General features: G+C 43.2%; 17 protein-coding genes. 8 read left to right on the forward strand and 9 right to left on the reverse strand.

The features are described 5' to 3' along the window. Positions 1 to 32 precede the first annotated feature (32 nt). Positions 33 to 2225, reverse strand: coding sequence for a DNA helicase RecQ (recQ, locus tag ACFSYC_RS17585; protein WP_377130191.1), 2193 nt, complete (start codon positions 2223 to 2225; stop codon positions 33 to 35). A 273-nt stretch (positions 2226 to 2498) separates the two neighbouring features. Between recQ and ACFSYC_RS17590 the strand changes: the two genes are divergently transcribed. Then, entirely contained in the window at positions 2499 to 3584 is a 1086-nt protein-coding gene (locus tag ACFSYC_RS17590; RefSeq protein WP_377130156.1) for a mannose-1-phosphate guanylyltransferase, read from the forward strand. Positions 3585 to 3704: 120 nt separating this feature from the next. Here ACFSYC_RS17590 and ACFSYC_RS17595 read toward each other — a convergent pair whose 3' ends face one another. Then, entirely contained in the window at positions 3705 to 4079 is a 375-nt protein-coding gene (locus ACFSYC_RS17595; RefSeq protein WP_377130157.1) for a DUF1801 domain-containing protein, read from the reverse strand. A gap of 24 nt (positions 4080 to 4103) precedes the next feature. Further along, a complete protein-coding gene (gene rlmB, locus ACFSYC_RS17600; RefSeq protein WP_377130158.1) occupies positions 4104 to 4865 on the reverse strand; it encodes a 23S rRNA (guanosine(2251)-2'-O)-methyltransferase RlmB in 762 nt (253 codons plus the stop codon). A 326-nt stretch (positions 4866 to 5191) separates the two neighbouring features. On the opposite strand from rlmB, the gene dnaB reads away from it, so the two are divergent. Next, positions 5192 to 6751: a replicative DNA helicase gene (gene dnaB, locus ACFSYC_RS17605; protein WP_377130159.1), complete on the forward strand. Its 1560-nt coding sequence runs from the start codon at positions 5192 to 5194 to the stop codon at positions 6749 to 6751. A 421-nt stretch (positions 6752 to 7172) separates the two neighbouring features. On the opposite strand, the gene chrA is transcribed toward dnaB, so the two are convergent. After that, on the reverse strand, positions 7173 to 8372 hold the full coding sequence (chrA, locus tag ACFSYC_RS17610; protein WP_377130160.1) for a chromate efflux transporter: 1200 nt from the start codon (positions 8370 to 8372) through the stop codon (positions 7173 to 7175). Positions 8373 to 8462: 90 nt separating this feature from the next. Then, the gene (locus ACFSYC_RS17615) at positions 8463 to 8801 is read right to left on the reverse strand and encodes a tetratricopeptide repeat protein (protein WP_377130161.1); all 339 of its coding nucleotides are present in this window, start codon (positions 8799 to 8801) and stop codon (positions 8463 to 8465) included. Between the two features lie 111 nt (positions 8802 to 8912). Here ACFSYC_RS17615 and ACFSYC_RS17620 point away from each other — a divergent pair, with 111 nt between their 5' ends. From ACFSYC_RS17620 to ACFSYC_RS17640, 5 genes are all read left to right on the forward strand, one after another. Continuing rightward, on the forward strand, positions 8913 to 9644 hold the full coding sequence (locus ACFSYC_RS17620; RefSeq protein ID WP_377130162.1) for an electron transfer flavoprotein subunit beta/FixA family protein: 732 nt from the start codon (positions 8913 to 8915) through the stop codon (positions 9642 to 9644). Between the two features lie 16 nt (positions 9645 to 9660). Next, complete coding sequence (locus tag ACFSYC_RS17625; RefSeq protein WP_377130163.1) at positions 9661 to 10638, forward strand: electron transfer flavoprotein subunit alpha/FixB family protein; 978 nt, start codon at positions 9661 to 9663, stop codon at positions 10636 to 10638. 21 nt (positions 10639 to 10659) lie between these two features. Further along, on the forward strand, positions 10660 to 11262 hold the full coding sequence (locus tag ACFSYC_RS17630) for a bifunctional nuclease domain-containing protein (RefSeq protein WP_377130164.1): 603 nt from the start codon (positions 10660 to 10662) through the stop codon (positions 11260 to 11262). A gap of 219 nt (positions 11263 to 11481) precedes the next feature. Next, entirely contained in the window at positions 11482 to 12747 is a 1266-nt protein-coding gene (locus tag ACFSYC_RS17635; RefSeq protein WP_377130165.1) for a nucleoside permease, read from the forward strand. 48 nt (positions 12748 to 12795) lie between these two features. Then, positions 12796 to 13884, forward strand: a complete 1089-nt coding sequence (locus tag ACFSYC_RS17640) for a DUF3667 domain-containing protein (protein ID WP_377130166.1) — start codon at positions 12796 to 12798, stop codon at positions 13882 to 13884. Here ACFSYC_RS17640 and ACFSYC_RS17645 read toward each other — a convergent pair. The 3 genes from ACFSYC_RS17645 to ACFSYC_RS17655 all read right to left on the reverse strand — a co-directional run bounded on the left by ACFSYC_RS17645 (position 13881) and on the right by ACFSYC_RS17655 (position 17035). Next, positions 13881 to 14453, reverse strand: a complete 573-nt coding sequence (locus ACFSYC_RS17645) for a porin family protein (RefSeq protein ID WP_377130167.1) — start codon at positions 14451 to 14453, stop codon at positions 13881 to 13883. The two genes, ACFSYC_RS17640 and ACFSYC_RS17645, sit on opposite strands and share 4 nt — an antisense overlap. A gap of 72 nt (positions 14454 to 14525) precedes the next feature. After that, positions 14526 to 16154, reverse strand: coding sequence for an acyl-CoA carboxylase subunit beta (locus ACFSYC_RS17650; RefSeq protein ID WP_377130168.1), 1629 nt, complete (start codon positions 16152 to 16154; stop codon positions 14526 to 14528). Positions 16155 to 16450: 296 nt separating this feature from the next. Next, on the reverse strand, positions 16451 to 17035 hold the full coding sequence (locus tag ACFSYC_RS17655) for an LOG family protein (protein WP_377130169.1): 585 nt from the start codon (positions 17033 to 17035) through the stop codon (positions 16451 to 16453). 93 nt (positions 17036 to 17128) lie between these two features. On the opposite strand from ACFSYC_RS17655, the gene ACFSYC_RS17660 reads away from it, so the two are divergent. Then, complete coding sequence (locus ACFSYC_RS17660) at positions 17129 to 17878, forward strand: hypothetical protein (RefSeq protein ID WP_377130170.1); 750 nt, start codon at positions 17129 to 17131, stop codon at positions 17876 to 17878. An 83-nt stretch (positions 17879 to 17961) separates the two neighbouring features. Here ACFSYC_RS17660 and guaB read toward each other — a convergent pair whose 3' ends face one another. Continuing rightward, positions 17962 to 19431: an IMP dehydrogenase gene (guaB, locus tag ACFSYC_RS17665; protein ID WP_377130171.1), complete on the reverse strand. Its 1470-nt coding sequence runs from the start codon at positions 19429 to 19431 to the stop codon at positions 17962 to 17964. Between the last annotated feature and the right edge of the window lie 70 nt (positions 19432 to 19501).

The following is a 19501-nucleotide window of genomic DNA, read 5'->3' on the forward strand; positions in this document are numbered from 1 at the left end:
AAAAGGGAGAATTTTAAATCCTCCCTTATTCGTCAGTTTCCTACTTCAGACATAAATTTTATCCGCATCAGTTGCACTTCCTCGCGGGTATAATCATCAGCGCCTAATTCGACCAGCGCGTCATCTATCGAGTCTATCTCGGCCGTGCGGAAATAGTCAAACACTTCTTCCTGCTTGTCCTCATCAATAACCTCATCAATGTAATAATTAAGGTTAAGCTTGGTGCCCGAGTTTACTATCGTTTCAACCTCTTTTAATATTTCCTCATAGCTTAAACCCTTAGAGGCTGCAATATCATCCAGGTTAAGGTGCCTGTCTATATTTTGAATAATGAAAACTTTAAGAGCCGATTTATTAGCAGCACTTTTTATCACCATATCAATCGGGCGGTCAATATCATTATCCTCAACATATTTAGTAATCAAATCGAGAAACGGCGCGCCAAATTTCATAGCCTTACCCGCACCTACACCCGATATCTGTCTCAGTTCTTCCTGCGTTATAGGGTAATGCGTACACATTTCCTCTAACGACGGATCTTGAAACAACACAAATGGCGGTAAGCCTTTTTGCTTGGCTATTTTTTTGCGCAGATCTTTAAGCATCTGCAATAGCTGCGTGTCTAAAGCCCCTCCGGATTGTTTAGGGCCGTCGGTGTCGTCATCATCATCAGCAACCTCTATAATTTTATTTAAAATGAAGCGAATGCTATGCGGATTATCAAGGAAAGAGTGACCCAGCTTGGTAAGCCTTAATAAGCCATATTGATCTATATCCTTTGATAGATAATTGTTTAATAAAGCCTGGCGTAGTAACGAGTTCCACAAAATTTCGCCATCGTCTTTACCGGTGCCATAAAGCGGCAGTAAGTGATGCTCGTAATTATGGATCTGTTGTGTCTCAACACCCATCAATATGTTGATGATATAATGATCGTCAAACTTTTCGCCAATTTGTTTAATCAAATTAAGCGCTTTATGCAGTTGCTCCTCGGCATCGAAATGCGTTTTAGAGCCGCAACAGTTATCGCACATGTTATTACAACCTGCCTCGTTAAAGTTCTCGCCAAAATAATGCAGCAATTGTTTACGGCGACAAACAGACGACTCGGCATAATCAATAACTTCTTTTAATATCTGGGTACCAATTTCGCGCTCGGCAACAGGCTTATCTTTCATAAACTTCTGCAGTTTATCTACATCCTTTTGCGAGTAAAAAGCCACACAAACACCCTCGCCGCCGTCCCTACCGGCACGGCCGGTTTCCTGATAGTAGCCTTCCATGCTTTTAGGCACATCATGGTGTATCACGTAACGCACATCGGGCTTGTCAATCCCCATACCGAAGGCTATGGTAGCAACAATTACATCAACATCTTCCATCAGGAACTTATCCTGCGTATCAGCCCTTACCTTTGGATCAAGCCCCGCATGATATGGCAATGCTTTAACCCCATTTAGCGCCAGTGCTCCGGCAACTTCTTCAACCTTTTTACGGCTAAGGCAATATATAATGCCGGATTTACCCTGATTTTGTTTGACGTATTTTACGATTTCTTTAATTACGTTGCGCTTGGCACGCACCTCATAAAACAAATTCCCCCTGTTAAATGATGATTTATACACAATGGCATTATTCATCTGCAGGTTTTTCTGTATGTCTTGCTGTACTTTTGGAGTAGCTGTAGCTGTTAGCGCTATGATAGGAATGTTGTCTCCAATATTGCTGATCACCTGGCGGATCTTACGATACTCGGGCCTGAAATCGTGTCCCCACTCTGATATACAGTGCGCTTCATCAACCGCAACAAACGAAACATTATTTAAGCGTAAAAAATCAACATTCTCTTGTTTGGTAAGCGATTCTGGCGCCACATAAAGCAATTTCGTTTTTCCGCTCAACACGTCATCCTTAACCCTCACCGTATCGGCTTTTGTTAACGATGAATTCAAAAAATGGGCTATACTATCAGATCCACCAAATGCACGCAATTGGTCTACCTGATTTTTCATTAAAGCAATAAGCGGGGAGATCACTATGGCAGTACCCTCACTCATTAAGGCCGGCAATTGGTAACACATTGATTTACCACCACCTGTAGGCATAATAACAAAAGTATCATTACCTGCCAGTATGTTGGTGATGATCGCTTCTTGCTCTCCCTTGAAATTATCGAATCCGAAAAAATTTTGAAGGTTATCAAAAAGCGACTTTTTAGTCTCTATCATTATGGGTAGTGGTAATTGTTTAAAAGTTTAAAGTAACAAAAATTAATGAATAAACGACAGATTTTCTTAAAAATTTTATACTCAAATGATTATTCTAAAAAAACTTTTTGGCCCAAAAAACAATTTGAGGGAGTTAAAACAATTTGTTTAATTATTCTTTTATAAGCAGCGGTTATTTAACATTTTAAAATTAGCTTGATATAGCAAATATTTGATGGTTTATGTCCACATTTGTTAAGGATAATATCCAACTTAATTCTTTATTTAATCATGAATAAAAACTATTATGCCATAATAATGGCAGGCGGTATCGGAAGCCGTTTTTGGCCAATAAGCAGAACATCGCACCCGAAACAGTTTATTGACATATTAGGCACTGGTAAAACGCTTATTCAGCAAACCTATGATCGCTTTTTAAAGGTATGCCCTAAAGAGAATATTTTTGTAGTCACTAACGAAATATATACCGGCTTGGTTAATGAGCAACTGCCGGATATGGCCGCTAACCAAATACTTACCGAGCCTGTAATGCGCAATACGGCACCCTGCGTGGCTTACGGCTGTTTCAAGATACAAAGCATTAACCCGGACGCTGCAATTGTTGTAGCGCCTTCTGATCACTTGATATTAGATGAGCCGGGCTTTGTTGCCACCATCGAAAAATCGTTAGCTACAGCAACTCAACACCAGTGCCTGGTAACCCTGGGTATTAAACCGTCTCGCCCTGATACAGGCTACGGCTACATACAGTATACAGATAACATCATTGATGGTGATTTTCATAAAGTAAAAACCTTTACAGAAAAACCTACGCTCGAGATAGCTAAGACCTTTATACAAAGCGGCGATTTCCTTTGGAACGCGGGTATCTTTGTATGGTCGGCAGCTGCAATTGTTAAAGCATTTGAGCAGCACTTGCCTGACATGAACGAGATATTTGCCGACGCACGCCCGCATTATAATACCGAGAACGAAAAGGCGCATGTTAACCAGGCGTTTTTACAATGCACCAATATCTCTATCGACTACGGTATTATGGAGAAGGCCGACAATGTGTACGTACTCCCGTCAGAATTTGGATGGTCTGACCTGGGTACCTGGGCATCTATCTATGAGTTGGCTGATAAAGATTATGTTGGTAATGCTGTTATCCCATCAGAGAAAGTGATCATGTACGATTCCTCGAACTGTATGGTTAATGTGCCCGAAGATAAGCTGGTAATTTTGCAAGGGCTGCATGATTTCATTGTAGTTGAATCAAACAATACCCTTTTGATCTGCCCGCGCGATCAGGAGCAAAACGTCAAAAAAGTTGTTGGCGATGTGAAAGCGCGATTCGGCACTAAATACATATAAGCCCTAAAGGGGTATTTAAAGTTAGAAAGCGCCTTGAGTTTCAAGGCGCTTTTTTATTGGCGGGTTCGCTGGAGATAATAGGAAAACCTTCATTGGCATTCTGTAATTTCTGATAACGAGTTACTTAATTTTGACTACCCCGGTTCTGAAAACTTCTAAACCTTGCTGAAGTATCCCTACAATGATTTCTAAAGGTAAATTCTGATCTGGATTAAAGGATATAGATTTTATCCTCACCCTGTCTCCACAATGCAGGTCACGGTGATAGATGTGCTTGCCTTCCATCATGGCCAAATAGGGATGATTGGTTTTCTTATCCGTCCATAGGTAGCAAAGCGGTTTACCTTTGTAATAAAAGAAAGGCAACTTGTATTTCCACTCTGCAGTTATCAAAGTATCCTGAGCTAAAATAATGTCTCGCAACGCTAAATAACAGCCCTGTACAGGTTCAGGTTGTTGGAGATAGAAGTGATCGAGTTCTTTGATAGGATGCATCTGAATAGTTGCAGTTCTGGCTTATTAACTTAAACGCTGCCTAATTGCCTCATATAAGATTACCCCTGTAGCTACCGATACGTTTAAAGATTCAATCTCACCATACATAGGTATTTTAGCCAGATGATCGGCGATACGAATGATATCGCTGCGTACGCCGTCTTCTTCTGATCCCATGATGATGGCTGTTGGTGCCGTGTAGTCAGGTTTATAGATAAACTCCTGCGTTTTTTCGGTGCAACACACCAGTTGTAAGCCCGACTCCTGCAAAAATCTAACGGTTTGCATAAAATTATCATGACGGCAAACCGGGATCTTGTATAATGCACCTGCCGAAGTTTTAATAGCATCGGGGTTGATCTGCGCGGAACCTTTTGCAGGCACTACAATAGCATGCACCCCGCTACACTCTGCTGTACGGGCTATGGCGCCCATATTGCGCACGTCGGTAATCGAATCGAGTACCAGGATTAGCGGCACCTCCCCCTTTTCAAATATCTGCGGGATAATATCTTCTATTTTTTGATAAACAATAGGTGATATAAAAGCGATCACACCCTGATGGTTCTTCATGGTGATGCGGTTCAGTTTTTCAACCGGTACCTGTTGGGCAATAATTTGATACTCGTTAAGCAAGGCTCTAAGCTCGTTAAGCAGCTCGCCGCCTATGCCCCGTTGTATGTATAACGATTCAATCTCTTTCCCTGCCTTTATGGCCTCTATAACCGCGCGGATACCAAAAACTACCTGGTTACTTTCGCGGGGCTCCCTGTTATTATTATACATACTGCATTTAAAATTTGAAGCAACAAAAATAGCTATATTTAATTGATTTGGCACTTATTGAACTCCTGTGCCATTTGGACTGGGCTTGATATAACTAACATTTGAAATCTTTATTAACATAGTATTAAAACACTCTGTATCAGAATCTATTTTTCGATATTAACACGTTATTCACAATTGGCTGTTGATTACTTTAAATTGTTAACATCAATTCTTCGTTATAAATGTTAAAAATTATCTGATTGTAAATCTTTGGGTTATCATCCCAATTCAGAATGTTAAGTATTCACGCATCAACAAGACGCGTTTTTACATAATTTTGAGCAATGATTTTTGAGAACGACGCCCCCAACTTTAAGCCGAATACCAATGATAAACGTAGCCGGATTATCAACCCATCACCCTACACCGGTTTAGGAAAATTGCCCCCACAGGCTACTGACCTTGAACAGGCTGTTTTGGGCGCGTTAATGCTTGAGAAAGATGCGCTATCGTCCGTTATAGACATATTAAAACCCGAGGTTTTTTACCTGGATAGCCACCAACGAATTTTTAAAGCTATCTACATTTTATTCGAGAAAACATCACCGGTTGATATCCTAACCGTTACGGCTCAATTACGGAGCCAGGGCGAGCTGGAAATGGTAGGCGGTGCATATTACATCACCGATCTGACCAATCGTGTGGCATCAGCAGCCAACATTGAGTACCACGCCCGTATCATTATTCAAAAATTCATCCAGCGCGAACTGATCCGTATATCTACGGAGATCATCACCAGTGCTTATGAGGATACTACCGATGTATTGGATTTGCTGGACAAAGCAGAAAAAAACCTGTTTGATATTGCTCAAAATAACCTTCGCCGCGACTCGCGTAAGATGGACGACATCCTTCGCGAGACGCTGAATGAGATTGAGAAGCTTAAAGACAAAAAGGATGGCCTTACCGGCGTACCGTCAGGCTTTACGGATCTCGACCGTATGACATCGGGCTGGCAAAAGTCTGATCTTGTGATCATTGCGGCCCGCCCGGCGATGGGTAAAACCGCTTTTGTATTGACTTGCGCACGTAACGCGGCTGTTGACTTTGACAAGCCGGTTGTTGTGTTCTCGTTAGAGATGTCGTCGGTTCAGTTAGTTAATCGTTTGATATCGGGCGAGACAGAGATAGAGCAAGAGAAGATCCGTAAGGGTACACTAGAGGAATGGGAATGGCAGCAGATTCACTCGAAGATAGGCAGGCTTGAGCAAGCCCCGCTGATTATTGACGATACCCCGGCCCTTAATATATTTGAGTTCAGAGCCAAATGCCGCCGTTTAAAATCGCAGTACGATATACAGCTGATCATTATTGACTACTTGCAGCTAATGCATGGTAAGTCGGCGGATGGTAAGGGTGGTGGTAACCGTGAACAGGAGATCGGTAGTATCTCTCGCGCATTAAAATCGGTAGCTAAAGAACTAAATGTGCCGGTTATTGCGCTATCGCAGTTAAGCCGTGCGGTGGAGAGCCGACCGGGTGCTTCAAAAAGACCAATGCTTTCAGATTTACGTGAATCCGGCTCTATTGAGCAGGACGCGGATATGGTGTTATTCCTTTACCGCCCTGAGTATTACGGCATGGAGGTAGACGAAGACAACAACCCTACCAAGGGCGTCGGCGAGATTATTATAGCCAAACACCGTAACGGAGAGACGGGTATCGTCCGCCTTAAATTTGTTGGTAAGTTTGTTAAGTTTACTGACCTTGATGGCGGCAACAATTTCCCGGCGCCGGGAGCACCGTTCGCGGCCCTAAATCCATCGCAGGATTTTGATAAACCAAGCAACTTTATCATCCGCCCATCAAGGATGGATGATATGGAAGACGAGCCACCGTTTTAAAGAAAGTGATCCAACTGGCGCGCATGTATCAGTTGGATCATTTGAATCACTAGTATGCTGCAACTAACTAATTATCATGAATTTAATAAAATTCAATGGTTTAAGTTGGATCATCTTGAATCAACTTATACGTTAAGGAATTTATAGGTAAAATAATCGTAAATACCTTAAAACCAAGATGTTGCAATCGGTCATTTGGATCACCTCGCGCTACGCGTTCACTCTTCAATAAATATCGGGGTTAAACTCATTGTTCTAAGGCCGTTTTCAGGGTGAAGACTATGCATTTGAGCAGCAATCCCGCAGCAAATCAACAGCAAATAGGCAGTAAATAGCTAGTAAAAAACGGTTGAAACGATAAGTATCTACACGAAGCCATTGTATTAATTTAACAACTAACATGGGTACCCATCATCCGGGTTTAAAACGCCAGGCCCAACACTACCCCTATCAATATTACCACCGGCGTTTTTACCTTAGTAAACTGCAGTAGCAAAAACGTAGCTATCATTACCCCGTAAGCCATCCAGTTGCCGCCAAAGGGTTGCACAAGCAATATAAATGCCGTCGCCATAAACCCTACGGAGACAGCGTTGATACCGCTCAAGGAGTTTTTTATGCGGGTAATTTTCTTCAAATCATCCCAAAATGGAACAATAAAAAGGATCAATATAATACCCGGCGAGTTGACGCCGATAACCGCTATTACACTGCCAAGTATTTGGCCGCCCAGTCCATAACCCTTGTTGCCCAATGTAATACCACCTAAGAAAGATGTAAAGGAAAAAGTTGGCCCCGGCAATGCCTGCTGCAAAGCATATCCCGACAGAAACTCTGAACTGCTCAAATAACGCTTTACTTCTACAAACTCGGTATACATCAAAGGCACCAGCACCTGCCCGCCACCGTGTATCAATATGCCGTTACGGTAAAAATTCTCGAACAAACGGATAGGTAAACTAAACGGCGATGTTTTGTTTACCAGGGCGCCCAAAGCCGCAAACGCCAGTAAAACGCCTATAAAATAGGCTGCTTTGTTAGGGTTTACTTTAGCAAATAATCGTACGCGCAATTCGCTCTCGTTCGGCGAACTTTCAAGTGCCGATGATACAATACCGCCTATCAAAATTAACAAAGGGAAAGCATAAGCATTTTGCAATATCAATGTCGCTATTAATGATCCTGTCGCTAACATGGTGCTCACCCGCGTATGCAAAAACCTGTTGGCAAAAGTGTACGTAGCATACGCTACAATACCCACCGCCATAGGGTGTATAAATTGCAGAATATCGGCAACCCAACCATGATCTGCTAACATTTTGTAGCTCACAGCCGCCAGGCACATTACAGTCGCCGATGGCAGTATCCAGATAAAAAATGTTAAAATAGCTAACCAGGTGCCGCCGACTTTCCAGGCAATACCTACCAGGGTTTGCGTTGATGACGGACCGGGCAATACTTGCGCTAGCGCGTTTAGTTCCATCAACTCTTCCTCGGTAATATAACCGCGTTTCTGAACAAACTCGCGCAGCATTACCGCCACATGCCCCTGCGGACCGCCAAACGCGGTTAGCGTATATAGCAATGCATCGCTTAAAAAAAGGAGTTTGCGGTTTTTCATACGCCCTCTATAAACCTCCCCCGGGAGGGCAGACTTTTTAAGTGTTTCACGATTTCATAGCCCTCCCTACCGGGGAGGGTTGGGTGGGGTTCAATAATCATCGTCATCATCATCCCCAACCAACTCCCTATATACACCATTCAACTCCGAAAAAGCGTGGTTGTCGCGTTTGGCTTTCGCTATTTCCATACCTTTCTCGTAAGTTTTTACTGCGTCGTCTTTGCGGTTAAGGGCTTCATACAATTTGCCTAAATGGTAATAAGTACCAACGTAATTGGGATGGTTGGCGGTAAGGTCTTCATAATACTCGAGCGCCTTGCCGGCTTGGTTTAAACGCAAATATTCTGTTGCTAACGCATACTTTAAAAACTCGTCGTTTGGCTCATCTTTTATAAACTCCAGTAGTTTGTCTAATCTGCTCGTCTCCATTTTTAAAGCGTGTATTTTTATCTAAATTTGTCTAACCTATTTCGATGATATCATCAGGAAATAAAACAATTTTGGCTCCTGATGGCTTCATTACAATAAACCGATACTACCATGAAGATACTTGTGTGTATAAGTAATGTGCCCGATACCACTACAAAAATAACTTTTACCGATAACAACACGCAATTTAATACAAACGGCGTACAGTTCATCTTAAATCCGTACGATGAGATTGCCCTTGCCCGCGCCATTGAACTGGCCGGCGAAAGCGGGGTAACCGTAATAAATGTGGGCGATGCCACAACCGAACCAACTATACGCAAAGCTTTAGCTATTGGGGCTGCCGATGCAGTGCGTATTAACGCAACGCCACACGATGCATGGTTTGTAGCATATCAGATAGCGCAATACTGCAAGCAAAACTCATTTGATCTGATACTCACCGGTCGTGAGTCTATCGACTATAACGGATCAAAAGTAGCTGCCATGTTGGGCGAATTGCTCGACCTGCCATCCGTATCCATTGCAAAAAAAATAGAAATAGATGGCGATAAGGCTGTGGTTGAGCGCGAAATTGAAGGCGGTAAAGAAGTACTGACTGTCGCCCTGCCTGTAGTAATTGGCACAGCCGAGGGCGTTGCCGAACCTAAAATACCGAACATGCGTGGTATCATGTCGGCACGTACTAAGCCATTAGCCATTATTGAAGCTGTCGGGGTGAAAACAAATTCAGAGATCATCAGCTTTGAGACACCAGCGCCACGTGGACAAGTTACCCTGGTGGCTGCCGATGAGGCCGCGAAGCTAATTGACCTGCTACACACCGAAGCCAGGGTTATATAATTTAACACTACCTACTATGTCAGTTTTAATATATGCAGAAAATGCCGAAGGCAGATTCAAAAAATCAACTTTTGAGGCTGTTAGCTATGCGCGAGCCATTGCCGACCAAAATGGCGCCCAACTTACAGCAGTATCAATTGGCGATGTAAGTAATGACGAGTTGAATAACCTGGCTAAATATGGCGCAGATAAAATTTTGAACATAGCTAACGCTCAGCTAAAAAACTTTGTCAACCAAGCCTATGCTTCCGTTATTGCAGAAGCTGCTAAAAAGGAGGGCGCTGATATTGTGGTGCTATCCAACTCGTTTTCGGGCAGCGGATTAGCACCACGTTTGGGTGTTAAACTTGATGCCGGGGTTGTTGATGGCGCTACTGCCCTACCCGAGCAAAACGACGGCAAATTCACCGTTAAAAAAACAGCATTTTCTGGCAAGGCCTTCGCCATTGTTGAGTTAACATCCACCAATAAAGTAATATCGCTTACGCCAAACGCTTATAAAGTAGTTGAGGCAGCCAGAGCTGCGCAAATTGAAGTTTTTGATGCTGAAGTTAAAGCGTCTGATCTTAAAACGATATTGAAAGAGATTGTACGATCTGCCGATAAAGTATCACTACCTGACGCCGAGATCGTTGTATCGGCCGGTCGAGGATTAAAAGGACCCGAAAATTGGGGGATGATAGAAGAGCTGGCAACATTGCTTGGCGCTGCTACGGCTTGCTCAAAACCGGTGTCAGACGCGGGATGGCGGCCGCATAGCGAACACGTTGGACAAACAGGTATTGCTGTCAGTCCAAATTTGTATATTGCGGTGGGAATTTCGGGGGCTATACAGCACCTGGCAGGCATCAGTTCGTCAAAGGTTATTGTAGCCATAAACAAAGATCCCGAAGCACCAATTTTTAAGGTTGCCGACTATGGGATAGTTGGCGATGCCTTTGAAGTGGTACCAAAATTGATAGCAGCTATTAAAGAACATAAAGCCTTGGTTTAAGGATAAGTGATGGGTAATAATATGAAAAAAATTAAGCTTGATATTGTCGGCTTGTCTTACAGTCAGACACAATCGGGTGCATACGCTTTGGTATTGGGCGAAGTGGGCGGCAGGCGCAGACTACCTATCATTATAGGCAGTTTTGAGGCACAAGCTATTGCTATAGAAATAGAAAAAATGACCCCAAGCAGGCCATTAACGCATGACTTGTTTAAAACCTTCGCCGATGCGTATCATATCATGATACAAGAAGTGATTGTTTATAACCTGGTAGATGGTATATTTTTCTCTAAACTGATCTGTACCGATGGTAAAAAAGTGATGGAGATAGACGCCCGTACATCAGACGCTATCGCTATTGCCGTGAGGTTTGCGTGCCCGATATATACTTACGAGTTTATCCTGTCAAGCGCAGGCATTGTAATTGAAGGTAACGACTTTGTTTACCTTGAAAACATCGGCGAAACACCCGAGGAGATTACGCCCACCCCATCATCGGCCACTGGGTTTACTGCATTAAGTGAGGACGAGCTTAAAGCTAAATTACAGGAAGCGCTCGCTGAAGAATCTTACGAAAAAGCGGCTAAGATCAGGGATGAGTTGAATAAACGGAAGGCGTCGTAGCTAAGGATTGGTGGTTGGAGATAGTTATTTACTTTTCTTTTGCTACAAATCAGCAATCTTCAACTTGTTGGCGTTCGACTGTGACGAGGGCTGAATATCTGTTGGCGATGTATGGCAGAGGATCATTTAATCTTAAATCCCCCTTTAAACTCTCCTATAAAATCACTACTTTCCCGTTTTTAAATTAACTGGTTACATACGCTCAAAACCCAACGGTATATGAATATTAAGTTTCGCTTAATACTGATGAATTTTATGCAGTTTTTTATATGGGGAGCGTGGCTGCTTACTATTGGTGCATATTGGTTTCAGAACAAGCAATGGTCGGGTGCGCAGTTTGGCGTTATCTTTTCAACCATGGGTATATCGGCCATATTTATGCCCGCCATCACCGGCATCATATCAGACAAATTCATCAATGCCGAGAAGCTTTACGGCATTATGCATATCCTGGCATCGGCAGTACTGTTTTGCCTGCCGTTGGTGACAAACCCAACTACATTTTTTTGGGTGATGCTTCTCAACATGGCGTTTTACATGCCAACCCTGTCGTTGTCCATCACCGTTGCGTATTCGGCTTTGAAGAAAAACAACATCGATATTGTAAAAGAGTATCCCCCTATCCGCATTTGGGGCACTATTGGCTTCATCGTAGCTTTATGGGCGGTAAGCCTAACCCATAACGAAACATCGGCTAATCAATTTTACATTGCTTCGGCGGTGTCGCTAGTGTTAGGTGTTTACTCGTTTTCATTACCTAAATGCCCGCCTCTTTTAAATAATACTACTACCAAAACATTTGCAAGCTCTTTAGGCTTAAACGCATTCGCTTTATTTAAAACACCTAAGTTTGCCATATTTTTTGCCTTCTCGCTTTTGTTGGGTGCAGCATTACAGTTAACCAATGCCTATGGCGATACTTACATCCATGATTTTAGAAATATAGCGGCCTACTCAGACACTATCGCGGTAAGGTATCCGGCTATCATAATGTCTATATCGCAGATCTCTGAGACACTGTTTATTCTGGCTATACCTTTCTTTCTGCGTAAGTTCGGTATCAAGTACGTTATGCTGTTTAGCATGCTGGCTTGGGTATTGCGCTTTGGTTTATTTGCTTTCGGCAACCCTGCAGATGGCCTTTGGATGATTGTACTATCATGCATTGTTTACGGTATGGCCTTTGATTTCTTTAACATATCAGGCTCGTTATTTGTAGAAACGCAAACCACACCCGAGATTCGCGGCAGCGCGCAGGGTTTATTTATGATGATGGTAAACGGCTTTGGCGCGCTATTTGGCAGCTTTGCCAGTGGTGTTATCATAGACAAATTTTACACCATGGCCAATGGCAGTAAAGACTGGCAGGGCATCTGGCTTTGCTTCGCCCTTTATGCCTTAGCAATTGCCGTGGTATTTCCGTTTGTGTTTAGGTACAAACATAACGCCGCTTTAGAGCGTGCCATCCAAAACGTACAACATTAATATTGTATTAATATACGATATACATCTATCTGCCACCCTTATTAACTGATGAAAAAACATTACCGTAAAGAAGACGATTGCGCAAATTGTGGTGCTGAATTAAAGGGGAAATTTTGCCATACCTGCGGACAGGAAAACCTGGAGCTAAAGGAAAACTTTGGCCACATGATGACCCACGCCATTAGCGACTACTTTCACTTCGATCATCAGTTTTTTCATACTATCCGTCCTTTAGTTTCGCAACCGGGTAAACTCACTATAGAATATATGGCCGGCAGGCGCGTGCAATATTTGCACCCGGTTAAAATGTACATTTTTATAAGTTTAGTGTATTTTCTGCTCCTGTTTAAATCCGGCCATAATGAGCAAAAAGCTAATCATAATAACAACAAACAGCAGACTAAGAAGGATTTGGTTGCCGCCAATAAAAACCTAGACAGCGCCTTAAAAAGCAATGACGTACCCGCTATTGTTAAACCAATAATAGAACGCGAAAAGAAAAAGAATGATGAGCGGTTAAAAAACGGCAGCAAAGCCAGTCGGGAAGATGTATTTGACTTTGGTGAGGAGAAAGATACAAAAAGAGCAAAGAAACTGCCCGGAACGTCCCGCGATAGTACTTATGAGGGTTACCTGAGTAATCAGGCTAAGTTGCCTGCCGACAAAAAGGATGGTTGGCTAATGAGAAATTATAACGAAAAATCGTATATATACCAGAACAAATACGGTGAAAAAGCCAGGGAAATGTTTTTTGAGGATGTAAAACACGGTATCCCAAAAATGATGTTTTTATTGTTGCCCTTATGCGCCCTGATATTCAAAATAGCTTTTTGGCGCAATAAGAAATACTATGTAGAGCATTTGATATTTACTTTTCACCTGCACTGCTTTATATTTTTGTTTCTGGCCATTATCATGCTGCTGCAAATGATCACGCCAAATGGGTGGGGTTTAGATGACTGGCTGGATTTTATTGGCTTTATCGGTATAATATGGTACCTGTACCGGGCTTTAAGAGTGTTTTACCAACGCAGCCGTTGGCGCACTATCTCAAAAATATTCGGCGCAGGCACCATGTATTTTTTAACGTTTAGCTTTTGTATAGTTGTTTTACTGGCTATTACTGCACTGGTTTAAAACAGTTTGTAGCCTAACGACAGGTTAAACAAATTGATTTTGGTTGAACCCGTGCCGTAATTTTGTTTGCTCAAACCAGCCTCGTAACGTAAATCAACAGACAGGCTGCGGATATCAACGCCGGTACCCACCTGCCACGCAAAGTTTTGATTTTTATATTCAAGGTTGGTGGCGCTACCTGCAGCGCTGCTAAAGCTTTGATCTTTATTGATAGCAAATGAAACTACCGGACCGGTGTAAAACCTTGCACCAAAACCAAAGGCGCCAACTTTGGCACCAACTAATAAAGGCACATCAAGGCTGGTAAATTTACGTTTGATACCGTCTATCTCCACATTTTTGCCGGTCATATAAAGCTCCGGCTGAAAGTTTAAGCCTAAAGCGCCGAAGCGTGCCCAAACACCACCTAAGTAGCCGGCGTTGTTATTTGTAGCAAACGTGCCTGATTTTGAAACGCTGGTTAAATTCATGCCGCCCTTTACACCAAACTGAAAGCTCGGAATAATCTGCGCGTCCGACGCATAAATAGTAGCAAAGCAAATTGCGATAGTAAGGATAATTTTTTTCATAAAAGGTTGTGATTTAAATGAGTTTCAAAGCTAACTAAAAGCAGTCTATCTCAAACGACAATTATTAACAGCTTATGTTTGTATAATACCTACATTAAACTGCTTTTCGACAGGCGCATGGTTGGCAGCCTCGATGCCCACGGATATAACCTTGCGGGTATCTAAAGGATCAATGATCCCATCAACCCAAAGCCTTGCGGCGGCATAGTATGGCGTGGTTTGAGCGTTATACCTATCAGTGGTTTGTTTAAGCAGATCGGCTTCCTGGGCTTCGGTCAGATCTTCTCCCCTTGCCTTTGCACTTGCTGCCTGCATTTGTATAAGGGTTTTGGCGGCCTGCACACCCCCCATCACGGCAATTTTAGCGCTGGGCCAGGCGTATATCAGTCGCGGATCATAAGCCTTGCCGCACATGGCGTAGTTGCCCGCACCGTAAGAGTTGCCAATAACAAAGGTAAACTTGGGAACAACCGAATTAGCTACCGCATTTACCATTTTGGCGCCGTCTTTAATAATCCCCCCCTGCTCTGACCGGCTGCCAACCATAAAGCCGGTAACGTCTTGCAAAAACACTAGGGGAATCTTTTTTTGGTTGCAATTCATAATAAAACGGGTAGCCTTATCCGCCGAATCTGAATAGATCACCCCTCCAAACTGCATCTCGCCTTTTTTTGATTTGATGACTTTGCGCTGGTTAGCGACTATGCCGACAGCCCAGCCGTCAACCCTGCCTAATCCGCAAATGATGGTTTGGCCGTAACCTTCTTTATATTCTTCAAATTCTGACCCGTCAAGCAATCGTAGTATAATTTCGCGCATGTCATACGCTTTTTCGCGGTTATCGGGCAAAATCCCATAGATATCTGCGGTATTTTTGCTCGGTTCTGCCGGTTTTATGCGATCAAATCCGGCTTTGACGTAATCGCCCGTCATACTCATAATCTTGCGGATTGAATCCAAACAGGTCTTATCATCCGGGTGCTTATAATCTGTCACTCCAGAGATCTCGCAATGCGTCGTCGCGCCGCCTAAAGTTTCATTGTCGATATCCTCGCCTATGGCTGACTTAACCAGGAATGATCCCGCCAGGAAAACAGAGCCCGTACCCTCAACAATCATTGCCTCATCGCTCATAATAGGCAGGTAAGCCCCGCCTGCCACGCAAGAACCCATGATCGCTGAGATCTGGATGATCCCCATGCTGCTCATTTGAGCGTTGTTCCTAAAAATGCGGCCAAAGTGCTCTTTATCCGGGAAGATTTCATCCTGCAAGGGTAAATAAACCCCAGCCGAATCAACCAAATAGATAATAGGTAAGCGGTTCTCCATTGAAATCTCTTGCGCACGCAGGTTTTTCTTGGCCGTTATCGGGAACCATGCGCCGGCTTTAACTGTGGCATCGTTAGCTACGATAACGCATTGCCTGCCCGACACGTAACCTATCCCCGTAATAACCCCGCCGGATGGGCAGCCCCCATGCTCGGCGTACATTCCATCGCCTGCAAAAGCTCCTATCTCCAGCCATCGCGAATCAGGATCAATCAAATACTTTACGCGCTCGCGTGCCAGCATTTTTCCTTTTTCTTTTTGTTTGGCAGCAGCTTTTTCGCCGCCGCCCTGGTGTATCTTTTTAAGGCGGGTATTAACGTCGTACATCAACTGCTTGTTAATGTCTTCGTTTTTATTAAAATCCAGGTCCATAGGCGGGTTTATACTAATCACTACAATTTAGTAATAAAAAGGTGTTACCGTGAAGATTTAAGTAAGTTTAAAGCGATGGAGAAATTTATATAACCAGACAGGCAACAAGCGCAACCTTCGCAGCGTTAAGTCGTATAACTAATAATTAAACGCCCCTGATTATGATCATTTTGACTATAGCGTATTTATGCAGACGGTTTAACGTATTACCACGTGTTTACGGCCTGGTATTAGTTACCCAAGTGCCGGCGGTTACTTTGAACACTTGCTTCGCCCTGGCCAGAAATTAGGATGTGCTAAGTAAGGTTTCTATCCTTGAACCAAACTTCGTCAGGTTCAATTTTTATATTCTCCATTAAGTTTACCAGTTCAATGGCATCTGCCGAAGTAATAACCAACTGGCGGTTTGCCGGTTTTAAATAGCGCTGCTCAACCATTACATCCATTTGTAACAGCAAATTATCGTAAAAACCGTTAGCGTTTAGCACGCCCACCGGGTGGCGGTGCAAACCCAATTGCAGCCAGGTTAGTACCTCAAAAAATTCCTCAAGTGTACCAAAGCCGCCGGGCAGCATAATAATACCATCGCACAAATCATTCATCATTTTCTTACGCTGATGCATGTTTTCAACTATGTGCAGCTCAGTCAGGCCCGTGTGGCCAACCTCTTTATCCATCAAAAAACGGGGGATAACGCCAACAGCTTTGCCGCCACGTGCCAGTATAGCGTCGGCTATCATACCCATTACGCCTACTTTGCCGCCACCAAAAACCAGGGTAATATCTTTGCTTACCATAACCTCGGCAAGTAGGTCGACAGCGGTTTTCAGGACCGGATCGCCATTGTAATTAGCACCACAGAATACGCAGATAGACTTCATGTTACAAAGATATAATTTTTGTTAATTTTTGTTAAGGAATGCCAATATCAGGTGATTCAATTATATATTTGAGCATAACAAAACAACCATATCATGAAAAAAACCTTATTCCTTGCTTGCTTATGCTTTATTGCCGGCGTATCGGCTTTTGCCCAAAACATCACTAAACCGCGCGTTGAACGTGCTGACGACGCCAATTGCGTTATCAGTAAAATTGAAACTACAGATAAGTACACCATTGTAAGTTTTGACTACACTGCCCCAAGTGATAACTCATGGGTGCAGCTAAATGATGATATTTTTATTAAGACGAAAGACGGAAAGAGGTATGGTTTTATTAAAGCTGAAAATATTACTATAGCACCCGAAAAACATGTAAGTGAAAACGCGGGCGAGAGCTTTATCTTTAAAGCATATTTTAAGAGAATACCGAAAGGCACAAAAAGCATTGATGTTATTGAAAACGCGGAGGGAAATAATGGCACTTCTAATTACTTTAACTATTATAATGTAAGCCTTACACAACCACAGGGTGATTATGTTACTCAAATAACATCTAATAATACTAATGTAACTTACACTGCAACAACACCGGAGAGCCTGGGAGGTAAAGATTTCGCCACCGCGTTTGACGCCTTAGCACCTATGGTAGGCAACATGACAAAATCAATGATGGATGCCCAGCTGAAGTATTTTAAGCAACCGGGTAAAGTACAGGAAATTGCAAAACTAAACAGGGCGTATTTTGAAGCCCTGGTTGAAGAAGGTTTTACGGAGGATCAAGCCTTAAAGATCATTACAGCAGAGAGCTTGTTGCCAAAAGCCGGGTCGACCGGAAAGTAAGGGCAACGCTTATAAAGTAACGAAAACAGAAAGGGCTAAGCAAATGAATTGCTTAGCCTTTCTGTTTTCGTTACCATACATTATTAGCGGGTATAATTCGGCGCTTCTTTAGTAATAGTAATATCATGCGGGTGAGACTCGCGGATACCTGAAGCGGTGATACGTACAAATTTTGCTTGCTGTAAGGCGTCAATGTCCTTAGCGCCACAGTAACCCATGCTGGCACGTAAACCACCAACAAACTGGTATATCACCTCTGACAACGTACCTTTATAAGGTACACGGCCAACAATACCTTCGGGAACCAATTTCTTGATATCGTCTTCAACATCCTGGAAATAACGATCTTTTGATCCTTGTTCCATAGCCTCTATAGACCCCATACCGCGGTATGATTTAAAGCGACGACCTTCGTAAATAATACTCTCGCCCGGTGATTCTTCAACACCTGCAAACAGTGAGCCTGCCATGATAGTACCTGCACCTGCTGCTATAGCCTTAGCAATGTCACCAGTGTGTTTAATACCTCCATCGGCTATAACGGGTACGCCCGTACCTTTAAGGGCCTGAGCGCACTCATATACTGCATAAAGTTGTGGGACGCCCACACCTGCTATAATACGGGTAGTACAGATAGAACCTGGGCCTATACCAACTTTAACAGCATCAGCACCGGCATCAGCCAGGGCACGTGCTCCATCGCCTGTGGCAACGTTACCGGCTATAACTTGTAATTCAGGATATTTGGCTTTAACTTCTTTCAGTTTATCAATAACACCTTTTGAGTGGCCGTGCGCGGTATCAATAGCAATAACGTCTACACCGGCTTTAACAAGTGCATCAACACGCTCCATAGTATCGGCAGTAACGCCAACGGCAGCACCAACACGTAAGCGGCCATGCTCGTCTTTACAAGCGTTAGGGTTGTTTTTAAATTTTTGGATATCCTTAAAAGTGATCAGACCGATCAGGATGCCACCGGCATCAACTACCGGTAGTTTTTCAATTTTATGTTGTTGCAGTATTTCTTCGGCTTGCTGTAAGGTTGTACCTGCCGCAGCGGTAATCAAACCTGTTTTGGTCATTACGCCCTCTACAGGTTTGGTAAGATCTTTTTGGAAACGCAGATCGCGGTTGGTAATGATGCCTTTCAGCTTGTTGTTCTCGTCAACCACCGGGATACCACCAATTTTAAATTCGCGCATCATTTTAACCGCGTCGCCAACGGTTGATGCTTCGTGCAGGGTAACAGGCTCCTGGATCATACCGCTTTCGGACCGTTTTACTTTACGTACTTCGGCAGCTTGCTTTTCAATGCTCATGTTTTTGTGCAGCATACCCAAACCACCGGCCTGCGCCATGGCAATAGCTAATTGCGCCTCTGTAACCGTATCCATAGCAGCTGATACCAATGGCACGTTTAAGCGGATATTACGGGTTAAAAATGAGCTGGTATTAACGTCGCGCGGTAAAATTTCTGAATAAGCCGGGAGTAGTAATACGTCATCGTAGGTTAAACCTTCGGCAACAAATTTTGATGGGTCTGACTGCATAGCAAATAATTATTTGGAGGTATTATTTGCCGGGCAAAGCTATAAAAATATTTCGGATTTAGAACGCCGG

The sequence above is a fragment of the Mucilaginibacter antarcticus genome, assembly GCF_042686155.1.
Taxonomy (GTDB): Bacteria; Bacteroidota; Bacteroidia; order Sphingobacteriales; family Sphingobacteriaceae; genus Mucilaginibacter; species Mucilaginibacter antarcticus.